This is a genomic window from Aerococcus viridans (assembly GCF_001543285.1).
GTDB classification, from domain to species: Bacteria; Bacillota; Bacilli; order Lactobacillales; family Aerococcaceae; genus Aerococcus; species Aerococcus viridans.
This window is the reverse complement of the sequence record NZ_CP014164.1, coordinates 875,685-896,982: the sequence shown is the minus strand read 5'-3', so window position 1 is coordinate 896,982 and position 21,298 is coordinate 875,685. Positions and strand designations below refer to the sequence as shown.

At 38.9% G+C, this 21,298-nt stretch carries 19 protein-coding genes; 9 read left to right on the top strand and 10 right to left on the bottom strand.

What is annotated here, in order from left to right:
- The first annotated feature begins 17 nt into the window (after window positions 1-17).
- From AWM76_RS04400 to AWM76_RS04390, 3 genes are all read left to right on the top strand, one after another.
- A complete protein-coding gene (locus AWM76_RS04400) occupies window positions 18-1,649 on the top strand; it encodes an ABC-F family ATP-binding cassette domain-containing protein (protein WP_003142538.1) in 1,632 nt (543 codons plus the stop codon).
- Between the two features lie 130 nt (window positions 1,650-1,779).
- Complete coding sequence (locus AWM76_RS04395; protein ID WP_003142537.1) at window positions 1,780-3,519, top strand: ABC transporter ATP-binding protein; 1,740 nt, start codon at window positions 1,780-1,782, stop codon at window positions 3,517-3,519.
- Window positions 3,512-5,341, top strand: coding sequence for an ABC transporter ATP-binding protein (locus AWM76_RS04390; protein WP_003142536.1), 1,830 nt, complete (start codon window positions 3,512-3,514; stop codon window positions 5,339-5,341). Before AWM76_RS04395 ends, AWM76_RS04390 begins: the two co-directional genes overlap by 8 nt.
- A 210-nt stretch (window positions 5,342-5,551) precedes the next feature.
- Here the strand turns inward: AWM76_RS04390 and AWM76_RS04385 are convergent, their stop codons facing one another.
- The 5 genes from AWM76_RS04385 to AWM76_RS04365 form a co-directional block, all read right to left on the bottom strand.
- On the bottom strand, window positions 5,552-6,595 hold the full coding sequence (locus AWM76_RS04385; protein WP_081453832.1) for an AI-2E family transporter: 1,044 nt from the start codon (window positions 6,593-6,595) through the stop codon (window positions 5,552-5,554).
- A gap of 125 nt (window positions 6,596-6,720) precedes the next feature.
- Complete coding sequence (gene coaA / locus AWM76_RS04380; protein ID WP_003142534.1) at window positions 6,721-7,656, bottom strand: type I pantothenate kinase; 936 nt, start codon at window positions 7,654-7,656, stop codon at window positions 6,721-6,723.
- Window positions 7,657-7,676: 20 nt separating this feature from the next.
- Window positions 7,677-8,438 (bottom strand): acyl-[acyl-carrier-protein] thioesterase, encoded by a 762-nt coding sequence (locus AWM76_RS04375; RefSeq protein ID WP_039935599.1) that lies wholly within the window; start codon window positions 8,436-8,438, stop codon window positions 7,677-7,679.
- Window positions 8,439-8,574: 136 nt separating this feature from the next.
- The gene (locus AWM76_RS04370) at window positions 8,575-9,345 is read right to left on the bottom strand and encodes an ABC transporter permease (protein ID WP_003142532.1); all 771 of its coding nucleotides are present in this window, start codon (window positions 9,343-9,345) and stop codon (window positions 8,575-8,577) included.
- Entirely contained in the window at window positions 9,338-10,003 is a 666-nt protein-coding gene (locus AWM76_RS04365; protein ID WP_039935597.1) for an ABC transporter ATP-binding protein, read from the bottom strand. Before AWM76_RS04365 ends, AWM76_RS04370 begins: the two co-directional genes overlap by 8 nt.
- 194 nt (window positions 10,004-10,197) lie before the next feature.
- On the opposite strand from AWM76_RS04365, the gene AWM76_RS04360 reads away from it, so the two are divergent.
- The 3 genes from AWM76_RS04360 to AWM76_RS04350 all read left to right on the top strand — a co-directional run bounded on the left by AWM76_RS04360 (window position 10,198) and on the right by AWM76_RS04350 (window position 12,619).
- On the top strand, window positions 10,198-10,494 hold the full coding sequence (locus AWM76_RS04360) for a HesB/YadR/YfhF family protein (RefSeq protein WP_003142530.1): 297 nt from the start codon (window positions 10,198-10,200) through the stop codon (window positions 10,492-10,494).
- A 102-nt stretch (window positions 10,495-10,596) separates the two neighbouring features.
- Window positions 10,597-10,920 carry a hypothetical protein gene (locus tag AWM76_RS04355; RefSeq protein ID WP_003142529.1) on the top strand — a complete coding sequence of 108 codons (324 nt, stop codon included), beginning with the start codon at window positions 10,597-10,599 and terminating at the stop codon, window positions 10,918-10,920.
- Window positions 10,921-11,026: 106 nt separating this feature from the next.
- On the top strand, window positions 11,027-12,619 hold the full coding sequence (locus AWM76_RS04350; protein ID WP_003142528.1) for an ABC1 kinase family protein: 1,593 nt from the start codon (window positions 11,027-11,029) through the stop codon (window positions 12,617-12,619).
- Window positions 12,620-12,748: 129 nt separating this feature from the next.
- Here AWM76_RS04350 and AWM76_RS04345 read toward each other — a convergent pair whose 3' ends face one another.
- The 3 genes from AWM76_RS04345 to AWM76_RS04335 all read right to left on the bottom strand — a co-directional run bounded on the left by AWM76_RS04345 (window position 12,749) and on the right by AWM76_RS04335 (window position 15,627).
- Complete coding sequence (locus AWM76_RS04345; protein WP_003142527.1) at window positions 12,749-13,624, bottom strand: DegV family protein; 876 nt, start codon at window positions 13,622-13,624, stop codon at window positions 12,749-12,751.
- A 23-nt stretch (window positions 13,625-13,647) separates the two neighbouring features.
- Window positions 13,648-14,223: a DUF1836 domain-containing protein gene (locus AWM76_RS04340; protein WP_003142526.1), complete on the bottom strand. Its 576-nt coding sequence runs from the start codon at window positions 14,221-14,223 to the stop codon at window positions 13,648-13,650.
- A gap of 117 nt (window positions 14,224-14,340) precedes the next feature.
- Complete coding sequence (locus AWM76_RS04335; RefSeq protein ID WP_003142525.1) at window positions 14,341-15,627, bottom strand: GTPase; 1,287 nt, start codon at window positions 15,625-15,627, stop codon at window positions 14,341-14,343.
- A 149-nt stretch (window positions 15,628-15,776) separates the two neighbouring features.
- On the opposite strand from AWM76_RS04335, the gene trhA reads away from it, so the two are divergent.
- Entirely contained in the window at window positions 15,777-16,448 is a 672-nt protein-coding gene (gene trhA, locus AWM76_RS04330; RefSeq protein WP_003142524.1) for a PAQR family membrane homeostasis protein TrhA, read from the top strand.
- A gap of 80 nt (window positions 16,449-16,528) precedes the next feature.
- On the opposite strand, the gene AWM76_RS04325 is transcribed toward trhA, so the two are convergent.
- Entirely contained in the window at window positions 16,529-17,512 is a 984-nt protein-coding gene (locus AWM76_RS04325) for an aromatic acid exporter family protein (protein WP_003142523.1), read from the bottom strand.
- 176 nt (window positions 17,513-17,688) lie between these two features.
- On the opposite strand from AWM76_RS04325, the gene AWM76_RS04320 reads away from it, so the two are divergent.
- Window positions 17,689-17,907 carry a DNA-directed RNA polymerase subunit epsilon gene (locus AWM76_RS04320; protein ID WP_003142522.1) on the top strand — a complete coding sequence of 73 codons (219 nt, stop codon included), beginning with the start codon at window positions 17,689-17,691 and terminating at the stop codon, window positions 17,905-17,907.
- Window positions 17,907-19,580 carry a ribonuclease J1 gene (gene rnjA / locus AWM76_RS04315; RefSeq protein WP_003142521.1) on the top strand — a complete coding sequence of 558 codons (1,674 nt, stop codon included), beginning with the start codon at window positions 17,907-17,909 and terminating at the stop codon, window positions 19,578-19,580. The genes AWM76_RS04320 and rnjA overlap by 1 nt, the downstream gene beginning before the upstream one ends.
- A gap of 380 nt (window positions 19,581-19,960) precedes the next feature.
- On the opposite strand, the gene AWM76_RS04310 is transcribed toward rnjA, so the two are convergent.
- On the bottom strand, window positions 19,961-21,286 hold the full coding sequence (locus tag AWM76_RS04310; protein WP_060779344.1) for an ISL3 family transposase: 1,326 nt from the start codon (window positions 21,284-21,286) through the stop codon (window positions 19,961-19,963).
- Between the last annotated feature and the right edge of the window lie 12 nt (window positions 21,287-21,298).

Below are 21,298 nucleotides of genomic sequence, written 5' to 3'. Positions count from 1 at the left end.
GAAGAAAGAGGATCAAGATGTTAACTGTAAATAATGTAAGTGTACAATTTGCAAGTCGTAAATTGTATGATGAAGTAAACTTAAAATTCACACCTGAGAACTGCTACGGCATTATCGGAGCCAACGGAGCGGGTAAATCTACCTTCTTAAAAGTATTATCTGGCGAATTAAGCCCAACAACTGGTAACGTATCCATGGGTGATGACGAACGCCTATCAGTTTTAAGTCAAAATCACTTTGGTTTTGAACAATACACAGTTTTAGACACTGTTATCATGGGTAACAAACGTCTTTACACAGTTCGTGAAGAAAAAGATGCCCTATACGCTAAAGCTGACTTCTCTGAAGAAGACGGGATTCGCGCTGGTGAATTAGAAGCTGAATTTGCTGAAATGAACGGTTGGGATGCTGAAAATGAAGCATCACAATTATTACGTGGTTTAGGTATTGGCGAAGGCATGCACTACCAAACAATGAGCGAATTAGCTGAGCAAGAAAAAGTAAAAGTCTTACTTGCACAAGCACTATTCGGTGAACCTGACGTCTTACTACTAGATGAGCCGACAAACGGTTTGGATTCAGACACCATCGAATGGTTAGCTGAATATATCATCAACTTCCCGAACACTGTATTAGTTGTTTCCCATGACCGTTACTTCCTAAACAAGGTATGTACCCACATCTGTGACGTAGACTACGGTAAAATTCAACTTTACGTTGGTAACTACGACTTCTGGAAACAATCTTCAGAATTAGCTGCTAAATTACAAGCTGATGCAAATGCGAAAAAAGAAGAGAAAGTGAAAGAGTTACAAGACTTTATCGCCCGCTTCTCTGCCAACGCATCTAAATCAAAACAAGCGACTTCTCGTAAGAAAACATTGGAGAAAATCGAATTGGATGACATCCGTCCTTCAAGCCGTAAATATCCATTTGTTGGATTCGAGCCAGAACGTGAAATTGGTAATGATGTACTAACAGTAGAAAACCTTTCTAAAACAATTGATGGCGTGAAAGTATTAGATAATGTATCATTCATTATCCGTCCAAAAGATAAAGTCGCTTTTGTATCTCGTAACGATATCTCAACTACTGCTTTAATGGAAATCATCACAGGGAATATGGAACCAGACTCAGGTTCATACAAATGGGGTGTCACTACAAGTCAAACTTACCTGGCACGAGATAACTCAGATGAATTTGAAAACAGCCAACAAAGTATCCTTGATTGGTTACGTCAATTCGCCAATGGTCCAGAGGAAGAAGATAACACATTCTTACGTTCATTCTTAGGTCGTATGTTATTCTCTGGTGACGAAGTAAACAAAAACCTAGATGTATTATCGGGTGGGGAACGTGTTCGTTGTATGTTATCTAAGATGATGTTATCCAAAGCCAATGTATTGGTAATGGATGACCCAACAAATCACTTGGACTTGGAATCTATTTCTAGTCTGAATGAGGGCTTAATCAAATTTAAAGAAGTCGTCTTATTTACTTCTCATGACCGTGAGTTTATCCAAACAATCGCTAACCGTATCATCCATGTAACACCAAATGGTGTGGTTGACCGTATGGATACTACTTACGAAGAATTTTTAGACAATAAAGATGTGCAAGACCGCATCCAAAAATTATACGCTGAATAAATAGTGTTGTTAAAACACAAACTGATAAAAGCAGACCGATTTCGGTCTGCCTTTTATTCACTTTGGCGATAATTTATTCTTTATATTTTTCAATGACTACTAGGCAAAATAAGTTTAAGAAGGAGAACATTTGAATTTTATCTGGAAATACGTTAAAAAATACCCTGGTAAATTGCTGATCACATTCATTGCTACCATTGGAACGGCAGCAGTAATGATCGGCTTACCTACCCTATTAGCGCAAATGATTGATAATGCCATTATTACCCAGAATATCCCTTTATTATGGCGCTATACATGGATAATGATGGGATTAGTGGTACTATCCCTCATTTCACGGACGATCACCGCTTATACCGTTTCTAATATCGTCAATGACATGGTCATGAACATCCGAAACGACGCCTACAAAAAAATGCAAAACCTATCTCACCATGAGTTTCAAGAGTTGGGTGTGGCATCTTTAACGACCCGTATTTCAACCGATGCATTTGTGATTTTACAATTTATGGAGATGACTTTAAAACAAGGTCTAGTATCCCCTATGATGTTAGTTTTCTCGATCATCATGATTTTCTCCATTTCACCGGCATTAGGCATATATGTGATTCCTGTTTCTATTATTATCATCTTATCTGTGATTTTTATTGCCAAATACACTTTGCCGATTTCTGAAAAACAACAGGCAAGTTTAGATAATATCAACCGGATTCTACGGGAAAATATTACTGGTTTACGTGTAATCCGTGCCTTCAATAATGAGCACTTCCAAGAAGGCCGGTTTAAAGACGTTAACCAATCTTACAAGAAACTTTCTGGTAAATTATTCAAAACTATCGCAGTTACACCGGCCTTATTCTCTCTATTATTGAATACCGTGATTATTGCGATCCTTTGGTTTGGGGCTGGCTTGATTGAGACTGGTTCTATGCAAGTCGGTATCATGGTTGCCTTCATCGAATACGTTTTCCACGCATTATTCTCATTATTAATGTTTGCCAACATTTTTATGATGTACCCACGTGCGGCGGTTTCAGCTGGTCGATTACAAGAAGTGATGGATATGCCAATTACAGTTGCTTCACCTGATCCACAAGTGGCTATTACTGAATCTGATGAATTTGGTACCCTAGAATTCCGTGACGTTGACTTCGCGTACCCAGATGCCTCTAAGCCCGTTCTTCGGAACATTTCCTTTAAAACAAATCCCGGTGAAACAGTGGCTTTTATTGGGTCAACTGGATCTGGTAAATCAACTATTGTTAAGCTAATTCCTCGTTTCTACGACGTGAGTAAGGGTCAGATTTTAATTGACGGGATTGACGTTCGAAACTATGAATTAAATGCTTTACGGTCAAAAATTGGGTATACACCACAAAAAGCCCTACTATTTACTGGGGATATCGCGGAAAACTTACGTTACGGTAAATTCAATGCGGATGATATGGATTTTGACCGAGCGACTAACGTTGCTCAGGCTTCTGAATTTATCAACCGTTTAGAAACCAAATACGCGACCCATTTAGATGAAGGTGGGGCCAACCTATCCGGTGGACAAAAACAAAGGTTGTCTATTGCTCGTTCAATTATTGCGGACCGAGAAATTTACATCTTCGATGACTCGTTTTCAGCACTAGACTACAAGACCGATGCTGCTGTTCGCCAAGCCTTAAAAGACGAAACAAAAAATGCAACAACTATCATCGTTGCCCAACGTGTAAGTTCTATTATCCATGCTGACCAGATTATCGTTCTAGATGAAGGTGAAGTGGCAGCGCGCGGTACCCATAAAGAACTACTTAAAACATCTGAACTTTACTATGAAATTGCATCATCTCAATTAAGTGAGGAGGAATTAAATCGTGGCTAATACAGAAATTGAAAAACGAGAAATTCCAACTAAGGAAATCTTAGGCAACCTATGGCAATACATTAAACCCTATAAAGGTCAATTCTTCTTGGCCATGTTTGCCACTGTGTGGATGAATATTGCCGGTGTTTTAGAACCTATCGTACTTGGTTTAGCTATCACTGAGTTAACCAGTAATGTAGTAGATTTGATGAACCAAGTACCTGGTGCAGGTATCAACTATGAATACGTTGGTTACATTGCCCTACTTTACTTTATCCGTGGCTGCTTCTTCTGGTCAGGTCAATACTTAGGTCAGTATTGGCTAACAAACGTGGTACAAAATGCTATTTACGACCTTCGTAACGATGTGGCTAAGAAAGCCAACAACATGCCTGTTTCTTATTTTGACAGCCATCCAACGGGCGATGTCTTATCACGGATGACCAATGATATTGATTCAATTACCAACGCTTTGCAACAGTCCTTTATTCAGTTCGTGAATGCGATTCTTGGGATTTCCTTTGCGGTTATTTCCATGTTCATTATCCAATGGCACCTAGCCTTAATTATTGTGACCACAATTCCATTGTCATTCCTTTTTGCTAAGCTGATTATTAACCAATCACAATCAGCCTTCCAAAATCAAGCGAATGCCTTGGGGAACTTATTTGGTTATACCCAAGAACAATTGTCAGGTTTCACCGAAATTAAGGTCTACAGTCGTCAAGAGGAATCGGTGGCAGAATTCGAACGCCGAAACCAACAATTGCGGGATTACGGCTTTAAAGCTAGCTTCCTATCGTCTCTAATGATGCCACTACTGAATACGGTAAGTAACTTGGGTTACGTGGCCACTGCGATTGCCGGTGGTTTATATACCCTTGCTGGCAAGTTGACAGTTGGTAATCTACAGGCCTTAGTCCAATACGTGATGCAAATTACCCAACCGATTCAAATGTTGACTCAATTATCTGGTGTCTTACAATCAGCCCTAGCTGCAGCCCACCGTGTCTTCGACTTCTTAGACGAGGAAAACGAGATCCAAGAAGAAGTTACCGGCCACCTACCAGCGAAAGTGACTGGTGCTGTTGAATTCGACCACGTACGCTTCGGTTACGACCCAGAGAAACCGTTGATGCAAGATATCTCATTCAAAGTTGAGCCTGGTCAAACAGTGGCCATTGTTGGCCCTACCGGTGCGGGTAAAACGACTTTAATCAACTTATTGATGCGTTTCTATGATGTAGATGCTGGTGCGATTAAAATTGATGGTGTACCTACTAAATCAATGACACGCGGAGACTTACGCAAGCACTTTGGTATGGTATTACAAGATGCTTGGTTATACACAGATACAGTCCTAGAAAATATTCGCTTTGGTAAATTGGACGCCAATGATTATGAAGTTCAAGAAGCGGCAGAAGTTGCCAACGTTGACCATTTCATCAACACCCTACCTGGCGGTTATGAAATGGAAATCAATGAAGAAGCTAACAATATTTCATTAGGGCAAAAGCAATTGATGACCATCGCTCGTGCAGTGATTGCGGACCCAGATATCTTAATTTTGGACGAAGCGACATCATCAGTAGATACCCGTCTTGAAAAACTGATTCAAGAGGCTATGAATAAGATTATGGAGGGCAGAACCAGCTTCGTAATTGCCCACCGTTTATCAACGATTCGTGACGCTGACTTGATTCTCGTTATGCAACAAGGGAATATCACTGAACATGGTACCCATGATGAATTAATGGCTTCAGGCGGCTTCTACGCTGATTTATACAACAGTCAATTCTCAGAAGAAACACCAATGGATGTTTCACTGGGGTATTCTTAATAAACGATATGCATATCATCGTGCAAAATAAAATAGTGTTGGTGGAAAATACACAATCATTTCCATCAGCACTATTTTTGTGTACAAGAAAATCATTTTGATATGACCTTTTCTAAGACAGATTTGGGAAAAGAATTGCCTACAGGTAGTAAAAAAGGGTGATAACAGTGCTGTTACCGCCCTTTTACAAGAATCACTATTCACTTGATCCTATTTAAGATTATTGGTTTCTGTGGTTACTTTGATATTGTCTTGGTCTAAACTGTAATTGATGGTTGCGGATGCCAGTTTGTAGCATAGGGCAAAAATCGGCACTGATAGTAACATTCCGGCTAGGCCGAAGATGGCACCTGAAACGGTTACTGAGAATAAAACCCAAATGACTGGTAGACCGACTGACCCACCGACAACTCGTGGGTATATGATATTCCCTTCCACTTGCTGGACTACAATAATGAAAATGATAAACCAAATAGCTTGGACAACATCAACAACAGCGATTAGGAAGAAGCCGACAACCCCACCCATGATGGCCCCGTAGATAGGGACCAAGGCCATTGCACCAGTTAGGACCGAGATCGATAAGGTGAACGGGAAGTTGAAAATGGTCATTCCGATAAAGACGAGTACCAATAAAATAACGGCTTCAGTTACCTGTCCAGACACATATTGGCCAAAGGTTTGATTGGCTTCGGTGCCTAAGTTGACGGTAAAGTTGGCCCAGTGCTTAGGCATAGTACCGTAAATAATCTTTTTAAATTGTCTGGTTAAGGTTTCCTTTTTAAATAGGATTGACGTACCAAAGATAATGGCTATAAATGCATTAAAGATGCCGTTCACAAGGTTCCCAGCAAGACTAAATGTGGTATCCAAAATACCTGATGTAAAGGATTGGACGATTGAGAATAATTGGTCTCTTAATTGATTAGTGTCCACATCCAATTGGTTAACTGTTTCTAGTATTTGCGGATTATCTGAAATATATTGATTAATTTTGTTATAAAGTAAATTGATTTCCGCTGGCACTTGGCTAATAAATGAGCCTAAAGTTTCCTGTAAATCAGGTACCACTAAGAAAATAATAAAGGCAATCACCCCAGCGATAATCAGGTAGCCGAATAAGATACCAACAATTCTAAACCAAGTGTGGTATTTCCCAACTAACTTTGTCATATGTTTTTCGAAAAACTTCAATGGCAAGTTAAGGATAAAGGCCAACGCTGCACCTAACAAGAAGGGCAAGGTGACAGCAATAATTGAATCAAATATTCCTTTGATAGTCCCAAAATTATTGATTGTTCAATAACCGACAATCACTACAAATAACAAACTGACGATTCTTCGCCAATTAAACTTCTTCTTCACTATCCGCCTTCTTTCTAATATTTCTTGATCCACAACTCATTGATATAGTGGTCTTTTTCTTTATGTATGACAATATTGGCTCTATTGCGTGTTGGTAAGATATACTCCTGCAAGTTAATCAGGTTGATATTATTCCAAGTATGCTCTGCTCTCTCCATGGCCTTTTCATGGGGCACTTGGGTAAATTGATAGTAGAAGTCATCCGGGTGGTTAACGGCCTGGTCAACTAAAAGGTTGAATCGTTGGTAGAACCATTCTTCGATTTGCTTTTCATCTGCATCAACGTAGACGGACAGATCCCAGAAGTCACTCATATAAACCGTATTATTCTCTGATGTTTGTAGGACATTAATCCCTTCAACTATTAGAATTTGAGGGTTACGCAATACATTCTCCTCGTCCTCTACAATATCATAAACGGAGTGGGAATATTTTGGATAGTAGATTTCACTTTTATTGCTTTTCACATCTGTTAAGAATGTCTCCAAGGCCTCCATGTTATAAGACTCTGGAAACCCTTTCCGGTCCATTAACTCTTTTTCTTCAAGCACTGCATTTGGGTATAAAAAACCGTCTGTAGTCACTAATTCAACGTTTAAATCAGGATAGGCTTGCGCTAAAAATAGTTTCAACAAACGAGCTGTTGTACTTTTACCAACGGCTACCCCACCGGCAATGCCAATAATAAAGGGCGGGATTTCTCCAGTGATGCCGAAGAAATTGGCCCGCTTTCTTTCCAGGTTTTTATAATTCTCACGGTAAATGGCAATCAATTGGGTTAAAGGTTTGTATACTTCGTTTGCATCTTTCAAAGATAGGGAATCGTTTAAAGATGTTAGCCGGTCCAATTGTTCATTGGTCAGCTTGATTTCAAACTCTTCGTTTAAGTCTTTTAAGTATTCATTCCATTCCATTCGTTCAATAATATAATAGTCTCTATTTACTAGCATACTTACTCCAAACTAGCCGGTTATTTAACCTGCCAAGTGATTTCTGTTAAACAGTGGGCCTTATCCTCACTATCAATAACATGTTGCGAATTGAATGTATCCCCTGATTTTAAATCTTCAGATACAGTTGAAATGTCTGAGTGAACGGCCCCTTCTTGGTGTAAATACATCTCTTTCTCGTAGGCAACAGTAAAGCTTGTTGGTGTATATTTTTCAAACCATTCCATTCCTAGTGAATTGGTAATCCAACGTAAATAGATGGTATTGTTCACGTGATTATTCAAATCAATGTCTAAGAATTTCACTTCAAACCGGTCTAATTTAGATTCAACCGCGATTTCCTTATTTAAACGTTTACGGCGACTTGGTCGTTCTTCTTTCTCAACTTGGTACCATTCAGCGACAATTTCTGGAATGCGGACTATTGACCGTTGATTTAAATCGATTAAAGCAAATGTTGTCTCAGCTTGGGCCAAAACTAGACCGTCACGTGTTTTCAAGGCGTAATGACGCTTGCTGAAAAACTTGTTGTAAGTTGTTGCTTCGGTTTCTGCAATGATATCCTCGTCGTAACGTGGTAAACGATTGATGTCTATTTGATTTTGTGTGATGATCCAAGCCCAACCCTCTTGGCGGAAACCTTCTTTCGCTTCGGGAATCGTCGCTTCTTGATTATTGGATGCAATCAACATGATATCCAAGATAGCAGGAAGTGTCATCTCCCCTAATGCATTACAATGGTAGTGACGCACTTTGACTGATTCTTGATATAATAAACCCATTCTTTTACCTCCTTGATAGTGTCGAATGTTGATCATTCTATGGACTATCGTCTTAATAACATATTACTCATTATACGGATATTTGATACTTTTAGATAGCAAAAAAGCCTTCACCAGGCTTCCTTGACCCACACGCTTATGAAGGGATTTGTAATTGCCCATAACTAGTGTAGAAATGCTTATAAGCTAAGTATACGGCGATCATGGATGTGATTGCAGAAGTCGCAATCATCATAAAATAAATCAAAATCTGATACATAATTGCACTCAAGGGTACCGCACCTGCTAGCATCATCCCAGTCATCATACCTGGCAACAAGACCAAACCGACAGTTCTCGCTGTATCAATAGTAGGTTGCATTGCCCCTCTAATCGCTTCTCTGACAATACCTGTAGAAGCTAATTTAATAGACGCACCTAGGGCCAACTGTTCATTGACTTCTTGTTGTGATTTGGCGAATTCGTTATTCAAATTTCTGAAAGCTAATCCGATAACTGACATGGCATTTCCCACTAACATCCCTGTGATTGGGATGATTTGCGCTGGCACGAATTGAATAGAGCCTGAAGCCACTAAAACGAGGATTGACGTCACTACCCCACCAATAATAGAAATTAAAGAAATTTTGAAGGTATTGGGAATCTTATTGGCTCGTTTTGCTGCATTATAAGCCGCGTTTACAATCATAAAAATCATAATGATGGCCGTTACGATAATTGAATCGATCTTGAAAATGTATGTTAGCACGTAACCGATGATGACCAATTGAACGACCATTCGAAGCATTGCCCATAAAATATCCTTTTCAAGCCCCAATTTTTCTTTATAAGAGATCAAGACCGCGATAATCACTAGAATAAATGAAAAAGCTAAAGTTGTTGGGGCTGTTGTTAATGCATTAGTCATTTAGATCACGCTCCTCAATTATCATTTCTTGGTTGGCAATATGGAAGACCCGGTTTGGTTGGAGAGACCCATCTTGAATATGGCTAATCCATAGGATGGTGACCCCATGTTTTTCTTTATAGTCCAGTAAAATCTGCCATACCAATTCGCGATTGTCCTCATCTAATGATGAAGTAATTTCATCTAATAAGAGGACTTTAGGTGGAAAAAGCAGGTGTCTGATTAAACCAATCCGCTGTTTTTCCCCGCCAGAAATTTTATGAATCGATTTGTCGAGTGCAATATGGCTTAAACCGAAGGCCTTCATATAAGACAATATAAGATTTTCATCAAAGTCTTTATCGTGGACTTCATAAACCAATTCAAAATTATCACGGATGGTTTCGCCGAATAATAGTGGATTTTGGGCCACATATGAAATATTTTGCCGGTATGTTTGATAAGCTACTTCTTCTAGTGGTTGGTCTAAGTAGTTAATTTCACCTGAATTTCTCGGAATAAGGGCTGCAATTAAACGCAGCAAGGTACTTTTTCCGCTTCCAGACGGTCCTTCGACACGGATCATTTCATTTGCATATATAGAAAAAGAAATGTCTTTTAAGAGGGCTGTGTCGCCTGGTTGAAAGGTCACTTGATCAAATTTTACGATAGCTTGCATGTTGATAATCCTCCCTTTGGCTTGCATGAACATTTTATCATATTCGCAAGTGGTATCCAACGATTCCTCAGTTAATCTTTAAATCATTTGAAGAAATTCCTGATATCCCCTTAAAAACACCAAAAAATTGCTTTCAAGAAACAATACGTTATAATAAAAATAACAAGTTTCAAGTTTAATGGAGGCGGCTATAGATGAAACTAACGATTACACCAGCAGCACAAGCATACTTCAAAAATGAGATGGGATTGTCCTCGGGAAGCCAAGTCGGATTTCATAGCCGCGTTTACGGTAAAACAGCTGTCCATGAAGGATTTTCAGTTGGCTTATCCGTAGAATCGCCAGATGGTGCCCTCTTAATTGACGAAACAATTGACGGTGTCCAATACTACATTACGAAAAATGATGACTGGTTCTTCAATGGTTACGATTTTGAAGTCGACTTTTCTCCCGAAGAAGAAAATTTTATTTATCGTTTTATTGAACAATAAGTGACTTTCTTATACTATATAAGTAGTAGTAAATGACAAAATTTCACATATCTAGCCTATCTAAGCACATGAACCTAAAGCAGAAAAAAGGAGTGTTTCTACATGAATCCGATTAAAAATTTATTTCTAGCAGCAGTTGGTGGCACACGATTAACTTATGAGAAAGCCGATGAAGTGCTAAAAAGCCTCATTGAAAAAGGTCAAATTTCCGTAGCTGAAGGTAAGTCATTAAGTGAAGATATTCAAAGGGTCGCGAAGGGCCATGCGGAAGGTTCAAACACGTCAGATCCTTTAGACCAAACCTTGTCTGAACGCATATTAGCCCTACAAACACAAGTCGAAAACTTAACCCAAGAAGTCCAAACGTTAAAAGGGACAAACACTGAATCTGCGGATGAAGATGCCACAGAAGACGACATTCAATAATTTTTAGATCTTATAGCGATAAGATGAGGCTGGGGCAAAAATGCCCCAGCCTCATCTGCCATATACAGTTTTTTGATAGTAATTGCTTTGAATTGACGGTGATAGCATGCAAAGAGAGAGTAGTCGTTTCCGTGAAATCGTCTCTATACTAGGTAGGTACGGATTCGGTGAGATACGATATCGAATAAAGAAGAATGAAGAAGATGATCGACCTAGAGCGCTAAGACAAGCTTTTGAAGAATTAGGCCCTAGTTTTATTAAGATTGGGCAAATCCTGTCGACTAGAAGTGACCTCTTGTCGACAGAATATTTAGTGGAATTAGAAAAGTTACAAGAAGATACCCTGCCCATCCCCTATGACATTATTCAACAAGAGTATTTTGAGTCTGTGGGCAGGCATATTGAGGATGATTTTGCCACTGTCAACAAGAAACCTATGGCTTCAGCCTCAATTGCCCAAGTCCACCTGGCCCAGATGAAATCTGGTGAGCAGGTCGTCGTAAAGGTTCAGCGACCTGAAATTGAAGACCAATTGATTCGCGATTTAAATATTTTTATTCGGGTTGTTGAAGCCATCCCATCAATTTTTATTGATGTCATTATCAACCCGGTAGAAATTTTAAAAGATATTAAGATCCAGATTTTAGAAGAAATTGATTTCCTCAATGAAGCCCATAATATGTTGCTGTTTGCAGAAAATCACAGACAGCGGACAACCATTTTGAACCCGATTCCTTATTTAAGTCTGTCGACCAGACAAGTGTTGATTCAGGAATATATTGATGGTATTTCAATCGGACGACATTTTGCCTTAAAAGAAGAAGGCTATGACCTCAATGATCTAGCTAGCAAGTTCGTCCTGTCCTATTTATATCAGGTATTTGACGATGGCTTTTATCACGCTGACCCCCATGCCGGCAATATCATAATTAAAGACGGGAAGATTGTTTTTATCGATTTCGGGGCGATGGGGAAAATTTCCCCCGGCCAAAAACAGCTACTGGTTGAAATCTTGACTTCTTTAGTCAGTAAAGATATCGATGGTTTAGTCAATGTCTTGCTGCAAATCTGTAAGCAGAATAAAACTGTCGACAAGGTCGTTCTATACCGGGACATTGAAAGTTTATTCAACCGCTACCTAACTACAGGGATGGAAGCCTTGGAAATTGACGATATTTTCCAGGACCTACTTAAATTTGGTCATAAACATGGGCTGACTTTCCCCTCTGAATATATTTTACTGGAGAAAACCATAGCCATGGTTCAAGGTGTTGCTCAAAGTTTAGACCCACACCTAGATTTTATGGCTATCTTCCAATCTTTCTTCTTGTCTAGCGGCACCATTCCCTGGGAGAAATTCTTGGACCCGAATGCTGTTGCAAGAGAAGCCTTTAGGACCCTGAATACCACTAGAAGAATGCCAACCAAGATAGAAAATTTAGTGGACAACATCAATAACGGTCGTTTAAATGTAAGACTAACCTTTGAAAATATGGATGACCGGATACGGGACATTAACTCAATGATTAACCGAATTATTTTTGGGGTGATTCTATCCGCCCTTATCTTGGCATCCACATTGATCATTACCTCAGCACAAACCTATTATGCAGAATTGCTGGGTATTTTCTTTTTCGTCGTTACAGCGCTTATTGGATTGATCCTTCTGATATCCATGTTGCGGGCACGAAGGAAATAGCGTCCCTGAATTTGCCACGATTGAAATAGCCACAATAACAGGCGGTATGCCAGATAAGATTTCATCTGGCATACCGCCTGTTATTTTTATTTAGCTTATCCTATTCTATAAAATAGGACCCCTCATATTTTATTTATACAAAGGTAAGATCGCACAACCTGTTAATTCAGGTCCCGTATGTACCGCTAAAGCTGATCCCAGTTGGACATCGTAGGCTTCTTCAAATTCCGGTAAAGCGTCTTTAAGTCCTTCCAAAAGCTTGGCTGATGTCACTCTAGCAGCCGGATTACCGCCACAAGAAGCCAATAAAAATTCTTGGCTTTCAGGAAGAACTCCCTTCACTAAATCAACCATCTTCTTTATTGTTTTGGCTTCATTATTGGTTTTTGAAGCACGGATTTTAGCGATTTTTGTATAAATTCCCTCTTCATCACAAGTGATAATTTGTTGAATATTTAACAAGGTACCTACTGCACCAGTCACCCGGCCAATTCGACCACCAGCAATTAGATATTTTAAGTTAGGGATATGGAAAAATACATGACCTTTTTCAACTGAATCCTGTAATTTCTTGGTAATCATTTTAAAATCATTCTTCATTTCGAAGTATTTTGTTGCAGCGATCATGAATAGACCTGAACCGATACCAATGTTTTTCGTATCTAAAAGGAAAAACTCCACTTGAGGAAAATCTTCCGCAATTAAACGAACTGAGTTGTTCGTACCAGAAAGATTTGATGAAATGGTAATGGCGATAATATGCGTACAGCCTTTTTCTATTAAGTTTTCAAAGGCTTGAGAAATCAATTCACCACTTGGTAGGGATGTTTTCGGGATTTCCGATGCCATACGCTCAAATACTTCTTGTGGTTGAATGGTTACACCATCCAAGTAATCGCCATCTTTAAAGGCTACATTTAAAGGTAATACTTCGATTTCAAATTTATCGACAAACTCTTTTGGAACATCTGAACCAGAGTCCACAATAAAACCTATTTTTTCCAATTGACTACCTCCGACTATAAGGGTTATCCTTCTGTTTCTATCTCTGTGGTATCTTGATCTACAAAGGAAATAAATTTTTTCGCAAACAATAAATTAGTGATTGTTTCGCAAGCCAAATAGATAATATACTTATCAAAATCCTCTGGATCTGAATAGTCTGTTTCAATTTCGTCATCCACGGCTACATTTAAATATACATGCCCTCTTCGTTTGATGGTAATTTCTAATAAGGCACAGAATTGATTGTAGGCGTTTGAATTGCCTTGTGACTGCGCCAGAAAGATCAATACACGACGGATGTCTTGAATTGAAATGACTTCTTTAAATAAGGTAATGACGATTAAATACGCGATATGACGTTTACTGTAATGTCTCTTGATTGGCTTTGGAATTAATCCTAGTTTAACATAGTTATTGACCATTGAAGGTGTCACAGGTTTCTTATCCGAAGAAAAAATTTGGAATGGTTCTAAATACTGGGTTACAACTGCAATGAGTTGGTCCATGTATAAAGGAATATCTGTAATTTCTTCCCATCTTGGCATGCTGACGTCGTCTAAACTTTTGACCCAGTTTTCAAATTCTAATTGTTTTTCCACTTATACTCACCCACTATTTCATTATGATTATATTATACCACAAAGTTATCACCACTATGAACAATAGTTTTTAAAACGAGGAGTTTTATTTCGTATTCGAAAAATAAAGGAAAACCACTAGCGCTTTCGGTTTCTAAATGACCCTTTTGGCCAGTTAATACGCGTCTTTTGACCACCTTCTTCTACTTCATCATCTAGAAAAACGCCTTGGCTAGTGCCCTCTCCTTTGGTCCCCTCAGCATCTTGACCCTTTTTCGCTTCGATCTCCGCCATGGCAGCTTGGAAATCGGGGTCATTTTGCCCGCGTTGCAGCCTTTGTCCGTATAAATCTTTCATCAATTTACGGACTGTTCGTGGACTGACCTCTTCACCTTTAGCTTCTGCTGTGGCGATGAAAGCCAGAACTTCGATGTAGGACATGGCTAGTGCTGTGGTAATGATTGAGGCAGTTGTTCCTGAAATCATCCCACCTGCCACAGACCCGATACCTGGGATAAATTTCACCACGTTCGAAACGATTAGTCGTCCTAAATAGGTTGCTGATCCTGTTCCACCAATAGCCCCTAAGATGCCTAAGGCAGTCGCTCGGTCCATGGAAATGCCAAATATAGCTGTAATATGAGCCATCATACCTATTTGCATGGGCACTAGGACGGTTGCATCGGAAAAAGGAATGGGGGTGAATCCAACACCAAAGGTAGTGACAGTATATCTACGCGCCCAACGCCGCGCTGCTCGGCTCTTCCGTTCAATATCAATCTGTTGGGCATTGTTAAAAGCTGTGTGGACCTGATGTGGCAATAAGCCAATTGTTCTTTCAACAAGCTCTTTTAGACCGAAGGCAGGAATGGTAAATTCGTCAGTAATCTTATAATCCTGGGCCATTAACCGAATAATTGCTTGGACGGATAGATTTTGATTGACTAGGTATTGTTCAAATTTCAAGGCTTGATCCCCGATAGATTGAGTCAGTACTAAGATAACCGGCATCTTATTAGCTAAATATTCAATCAAACGAATCTCCATATCTTCAATCCGCGATGAAGATGCATTGATACAATAATATGCCACGTGCATATGTTGTTTCATTTTGGCCATGCCTTCTAGCGTTTGGTCGATTTCACTCGTCACTTGGTTTTGGGTTTCTGCATCCAGCTCCAACCCTCTTGTATCATAAAGGACCATTGGCACGCCTTCTTTTTCGATTTTATGCAAATGTTTGGTGATGGGTTGCCCAATCCCCGTTTCCGCTAATCTCTCCCGGAAAATATTGTTGATTAAAGTCGATTTCCCAACACCCGTTTTACCTACTACTAGAATATGTACTTTTTCGATTTTTTCAATTTCTTCTTGCGTCTTCTTGGTTAATTCTTCAGCAAGAGACCAATCCATTTTTCTCGCCATTTCCGCTCACCTCAACTGTTTTTCTGCTTATATATATTTTATCAGATAAATTTTAAATTAGTATTCATTGCATCGAATTTCCATAATCACCTAATAGAATATGCTATACTACATGTGTAAAAAACGCATTTTACTAAAGGAGGAAAATAATGTCTGCTAATTCACGTGGTCAAGAAAAAATCAAATTACCTTATACGAAAGCTTATTATATCACGAATGAGGTCCTGAATTCAGTGACACATGGCATTGGGTTTGTCCTTTCAATTGTTGCCACCGTTTTCCTAATCCATAAAGGTGTTGAAAACCAAAATAGTATCGAAATTTTTTCATACGTGGTGTACGGCATCTCTATGTGTGCCCTATACTTGGCTTCAACCTTATACCACAGCTTTTCATTTACCAAAGCTGCGGGTATCCTAAAAATTATCGACCATTCATCGATTTTTATTTTAATTGCTGGATCTTACACCCCCTTCGCCTTAGTCGCTATTGGTGGTGCCTTTGGCTGGTTTATCTTTATTGCACAATGGGCCATCGCCCTATTTGGGATTGTCGGTAAAATCCTCTTCCTAGATAAGATGAAGAAATTCTCCACCCTTTTATACATTTTAATGGGCTGGTTTGGTGTTATCGCTATCCCGCAAATGGCCACAGCTATCGGTTCTGGTGGCATCGCTTGGCTAATCGCCGGCGGGGTAACTTATACAGTCGGCACTATCTTCTACGCCCATGATAACTTGAAATTCTGGCATGTCATTTGGCACTTATTTGTACTCGGTGGTTCAATCGCGATGTACTTCGCCGTCTTATTATATGTATAGGAATGAAATGCTTTTAATATAAAAAATAAGATACCAAGCATAGTTTAGTAGTCCTGCTACTCGCCTTTGCTTGGTATCTTTTATTTGCTTTGGAGATATTTTAAACGCTGCCCAGATTTATAAAACTCATATTTCAGATTCAAGAATTTCTCGCAGTCTAATAAGATATCAAAGAGCATAGACCGGGTTTCAAATTCATTTCGAGTTTGCGGTAAGGGTTGCTGTCTAAACCGTGTTTTTAATTGATTTAATTCATTACGAAGTTTAGCTGCTGTATTTGATTCCGATAATTGTTGACTAACGTGACGGAAAAAGCCACTCAAGTCATAAGTCTGATCGGTTGATTCATAAATATTATCCAAAGAATTGTTGATATCATAGAGAATAATCAATTGGGAAGACCGCATTGAAAAATAATTTAGATAGTAATTTTGCACGTCGCCCGTGATATTATTTTCAGCCTCCTTCAATGCCAGAAATTCTCCATGTTTCGCCAACTCGTAAGCCTGATCGATATGTTCATATAAGAGGTGACCCGGGTGGTCAAGGGTATCCATTTTGTCAGCTAAATGGTTTAAAATGGTCTGCATTTCCCTTTCAATTTGACCTTTCAACTTGTCCATCTCGCCACTGGCCGATGTCTGATACAAATTGACAATTACTGCAATCCCAACACCAATCACAAGTAGAAGCATTTCGTTGACCCACCAATTAAAATCTGACGCTTGTTCAAGCAACAAATGGGAAATAAATACCGCACACGGGGCAATAGCATTATCGCTCTTCAGGTAGACAGAAATGGGGTAAGTAATCAGTAGGTAAAGTGAAAATACCCAAATTTCATATCCGAAAAGATTAAATAATACGGTGGCAATCAATAAACTCAAGATCATTGTTAAGGTCAAGTTGCCGATGTATTGGATAGTTTTCTTACTGGTTTCTGCTAGGGATAGGATGGCAATAACACCTGCTGATACCGCATAATCTAGGCCTAACCACTGGGCTAAAAATATGGCAATAAAAGTGGCCACTGCATATTTTGCACTCTTAATCGCTACTTGCATTTGATCGCTCCTTTAACTTCATTCAAAGATATTTTAGCATATAATCTGAAAATCAATTTATGAAAGCATATCAAATCAACAAATTTCCAAAAATGTGCGCAAAGATAATGAAATATGGTAGAATAGTGTTAGCGAGTAAGATCACATTTTTAATAAATTTATAAAAGGAGCAAAAAATGATTTTTAAAGTAACTTATCAAGATTCATTGACTGAAGTACCACGTCGTGAATCAACACACACTATGTATGTCCAAGCTGAAACTAAACGTGAGGTTCGTGCCCACCTAGAGAATGAAACCCCCTATCTAGTCGAGTTTATCCAACCACTTGAAGGTGCGCATTTAGAATACGAACAACAAAATCCAGACTTTAAAGTTGTGGAGCTTTCTAATTAATGAAAGTTGATATAAAAAATAATGAAGTTGGCGTTTTCGCTTTCGGGGGATTAGACGAAATCGGTAAAAACTCTTATGGAGTCCAATTTCAAGACGAAATTTTATTATTAGACGCTGGGGTTAAATTCCCAGAAGACGATTTGTTAGGTATTGATTACGTTATCGCTAACTACCAATACCTAATTCAAAACGAACAAAAAGTGAAAGGTTTATTCATCACCCACGGTCACGAAGACCATATTGGGGGGATTCCTTTCTTACTGAAACAAATTAACATTCCGATTTATGCTGGCAAATTGGCCATGGCTCTAATCAAGAATAAATTAGAAGAACACGGATTATTACGTGATGCAGAATTACATATTATTGATGAAGATTCAGTCATCAAGTTTAGAAAGACATCCGTTTCTTTCTACCGTACTACCCACTCTATACCTGACGCAATGGGGATTGTTGTAAAGACCCCACCAGGAAATGTGGTATTTACCGGTGACTACAAGTTCGACTTTACCCCAGTAGGTAAACCTGCTGATATCCATAAAATGGCAAAAATCGGTGAAGAAGGCGTTCTATTGTTACTTGGTGACTCAACAAACGCCGAGATTCCAGGTTTTACCCAATCAGAACGTGTCGTTGGTGAATCATTAGCGGATATCATGTCAAATATTGAAGGTCGAATTATCTTCGCATCTTTCGCTTCAAATATTTCCCGTTTATCACAAGCCATCGATGTGGCTGTAGCCCAAGGTAGAAAAATAGCTGTCTTTGGTCGATCTATGGAAGCAGCCATTCGAAACGCTATCGAACTCGGCTATTTCAACGTGGGTGAAGATGCCTTCATCCAAAGTAACGAAATCAACCAATACCCAGCAAACGAAATCTTAATCATGTGTACAGGTTCTCAAGGCGAGCCAATGGCTGCCCTATCTCGGATTGCAAACGGTACCCACCGTCAAATCTCAATCCAACCTGATGATACTGTGATCTTCTCATCTAGCCCAATTCCAGGTAACACCCTATCTGTAAACCATGTAATTAACCAATTACTTGCTGCAGGTGCGGAAGTTATCCACGGTAAGGTCAACAATGTCCATACTTCAGGGCACGGTGGTCAGCAAGAGCAAAAACTAATGCTGTCATTAATGAAACCGAAGTACTTTATGCCAGTCCACGGTGAATACCGTATGCTATCTATTCAGGCTGAACAAGCTGAATTAGTTGGTATTCCACACGAAAATATCTTCATCATGCAAAACGGTGAAGTCTTGGCCTTAACACAAGACTCTGCTCGTCGCGCAGGTAGCTTCCCTGGTGAAGCGGTCTACGTAGATGGTAAAGGTATTGGGGATATTGGTAACATTGTTTTACGAGACCGTCATAACCTTTCTGAAGATGGTTTAGTCCTAGCAGTTGTATCTGTTGACTTTACTAAGAATGAATTACTCGCTGGTCCTGATATCGTTTCTCGTGGTTTCATTTACATGCGTGAATCTGTTGGTTTAATCCAAGATGCACAAAAAGTAATCCGTACCACTGTTATCGGTCATCTAAATTCAGGTAAGAAAGTAAACGAAAAAATCTTACGTGACGCTATGCAAAATGCCCTACAACCATTCTTGTATAAACGTACAAAACGTAATCCAATGATTATGGCAGTCGTCATGCCCGTCTAATCATACCGATTACTAATAAACAAAATAAACCTGCGATGTAAAGCTGAACTAGCTTGCATCGCAGGTTTTTCCTTTTGCAATAAAGGCTCTTCGACATTTAATGTGGATAGCTTAATTTAAGCAAGAAACTTAAATTCATTTTATATGGATTTGAGTTTCTTTTTTATTTTATTTTAAATGAGATTTGATAAAAGAAGAACTATCTTTTTTGTCCTTTGAACTGCTGTGTACGTTCCTTAAGAGCCGTGGCACCGGCGAGAGCCAAGGTCTCTCTGCCTTGATATCGAGCCAAGGTCTCGATATCATGCTTTTTCACGGCTAAGGACGTACACTTGCAGTTTTTTTCTTTGAACATAGCGAGCGGGATGTATCATGTTTATTTAATTAAGGGAAGCGGGCTTGCCCGGTTTTAAAATGAAACTAATCATCACTCTATTTCTGAAATTGAAAAAATTACGATATCCATAGGATACACGTTTTATGACCTTGATACGATTATTTTTTCCTTCTAGACTAGCGTTTGATCTAGTCTTGTAATGGAAGGTGTTTGCGATAAACGCTATATTCTTCAATAATGTGTTCAGTGAGGTTTTCATATATTTACTGATATTTTGGTGACGTTCTGCAGTAATAGTCCCATGAAACATTTCGATATTATTTTCTTTAGAAGCCTCTAGTAAAGCTTGATATACCCAGTAATTTTCCGTTAAATCCTCATCTAAAGAAAGTAGATGATCAAGAATATCCATATCACAAACCATTTTCCCTTTAAATAAACGTTGTTTTCTATAATTTATAAAATCCACTTCGTTGAAATCCTTTAGGATAAGCTTCCAAAAACTTTTCAGCTTGCGATACTCTTTTTTATCTTCACCATGATTTCTATTTGTATTGAAAGTATTCATTACTTGAACTCTCGTTTTGTTTAAAGAACGTGAAATCAATTGAATGATATGAAAACGATCAATAATTACTTTGGCATTTGGAAACATTTCTCTAACCAAAGTCATATAAGGCGCATTCATATCAACAACAATGGTTTCAACTGCAGAGCGCTCTTTTAAACTAAATTGGCGGAAGTATTCTCTTAATTTGTATAGTTGTCGAGTAGGCAGTATACCAAGAACTTCATGGGTATCCTCATTACTAAAAATAAAACTCATTTGATTGTCAGCTTGTTTTGTAGATTTGACCTCATCGAAGCACATGTGTTTCGCTAGTTTTGTGCGATTGCGACGAAAATAGTCATCCATAAAGCGATTAATAATTCGTCTACTAGTATTATCTGAGATACAGTGCCTACGAGCGAGATCCTTGTTTGAAATCGTATCTGCAGCCTCAACTAAAACAGATTGCTTCACTTGTTTAGCGATATGACAATTACGTGCAACTTCACTGGTATGAGCAATGAAGCGCTCATCGCATTCATGACACCAGAAGCGTTGCTTCTTAAGCTCTAGATAGGTTGGTGTATTGGATTGGCGTAACCACGTGATCCTGGACGTCATAAACCCATCTTTAACGATAGAATGGTCATTTACACAACCACATTTAGGGCAAGCCTTGGGCTTGTAGGTTAACGTGCCAGTAAAAACTTTTACATCTATTCCTTTAATATTACGCTCTTGAATCCAATTTTCTTCGTTAAATGTGATGTTAGTATCTTTAATGTTTAGTAAAAGTCTGATATTATCGTTGTGAGACATATGAATTTCCTT

What these genes read in the sequence shown, in the direction of transcription:
- AWM76_RS04400 (WP_003142538.1), top strand. Translation starts at nt 18, where the DNA reads ATGTTAACTGTAAATAATGTAAGTGTACAATTTGCAAGTCGTAAATTG.
- coaA (WP_003142534.1), bottom strand. Translation starts at nt 7,656, where the DNA reads ATGCTAGTAAATAGAGACTATTATATTATTGAACGAATGGAATGGAAT.
- AWM76_RS04375 (WP_039935599.1), bottom strand. Translation starts at nt 8,438, where the DNA reads ATGGGTTTATTATATCAAGAATCAGTCAAAGTGCGTCACTACCATTGT.
- AWM76_RS04370 (WP_003142532.1), bottom strand. Translation starts at nt 9,345, where the DNA reads ATGACTAATGCATTAACAACAGCCCCAACAACTTTAGCTTTTTCATTT.
- AWM76_RS04365 (WP_039935597.1), bottom strand. Translation starts at nt 10,003, where the DNA reads ATGCAAGCTATCGTAAAATTTGATCAAGTGACCTTTCAACCAGGCGAC.
- AWM76_RS04360 (WP_003142530.1), top strand. Translation starts at nt 10,198, where the DNA reads ATGAAACTAACGATTACACCAGCAGCACAAGCATACTTCAAAAATGAG.
- AWM76_RS04355 (WP_003142529.1), top strand. Translation starts at nt 10,597, where the DNA reads ATGAATCCGATTAAAAATTTATTTCTAGCAGCAGTTGGTGGCACACGA.
- AWM76_RS04350 (WP_003142528.1), top strand. Translation starts at nt 11,027, where the DNA reads ATGCAAAGAGAGAGTAGTCGTTTCCGTGAAATCGTCTCTATACTAGGT.
- AWM76_RS04335 (WP_003142525.1), bottom strand. Translation starts at nt 15,627, where the DNA reads ATGGCGAGAAAAATGGATTGGTCTCTTGCTGAAGAATTAACCAAGAAG.
- trhA (WP_003142524.1), top strand. Translation starts at nt 15,777, where the DNA reads ATGTCTGCTAATTCACGTGGTCAAGAAAAAATCAAATTACCTTATACG.
- AWM76_RS04325 (WP_003142523.1), bottom strand. Translation starts at nt 17,512, where the DNA reads ATGCAAGTAGCGATTAAGAGTGCAAAATATGCAGTGGCCACTTTTATT.
- AWM76_RS04320 (WP_003142522.1), top strand. Translation starts at nt 17,689, where the DNA reads ATGATTTTTAAAGTAACTTATCAAGATTCATTGACTGAAGTACCACGT.
- rnjA (WP_003142521.1), top strand. Translation starts at nt 17,907, where the DNA reads ATGAAAGTTGATATAAAAAATAATGAAGTTGGCGTTTTCGCTTTCGGG.
- AWM76_RS04310 (WP_060779344.1), bottom strand. Translation starts at nt 21,286, where the DNA reads ATGTCTCACAACGATAATATCAGACTTTTACTAAACATTAAAGATACT.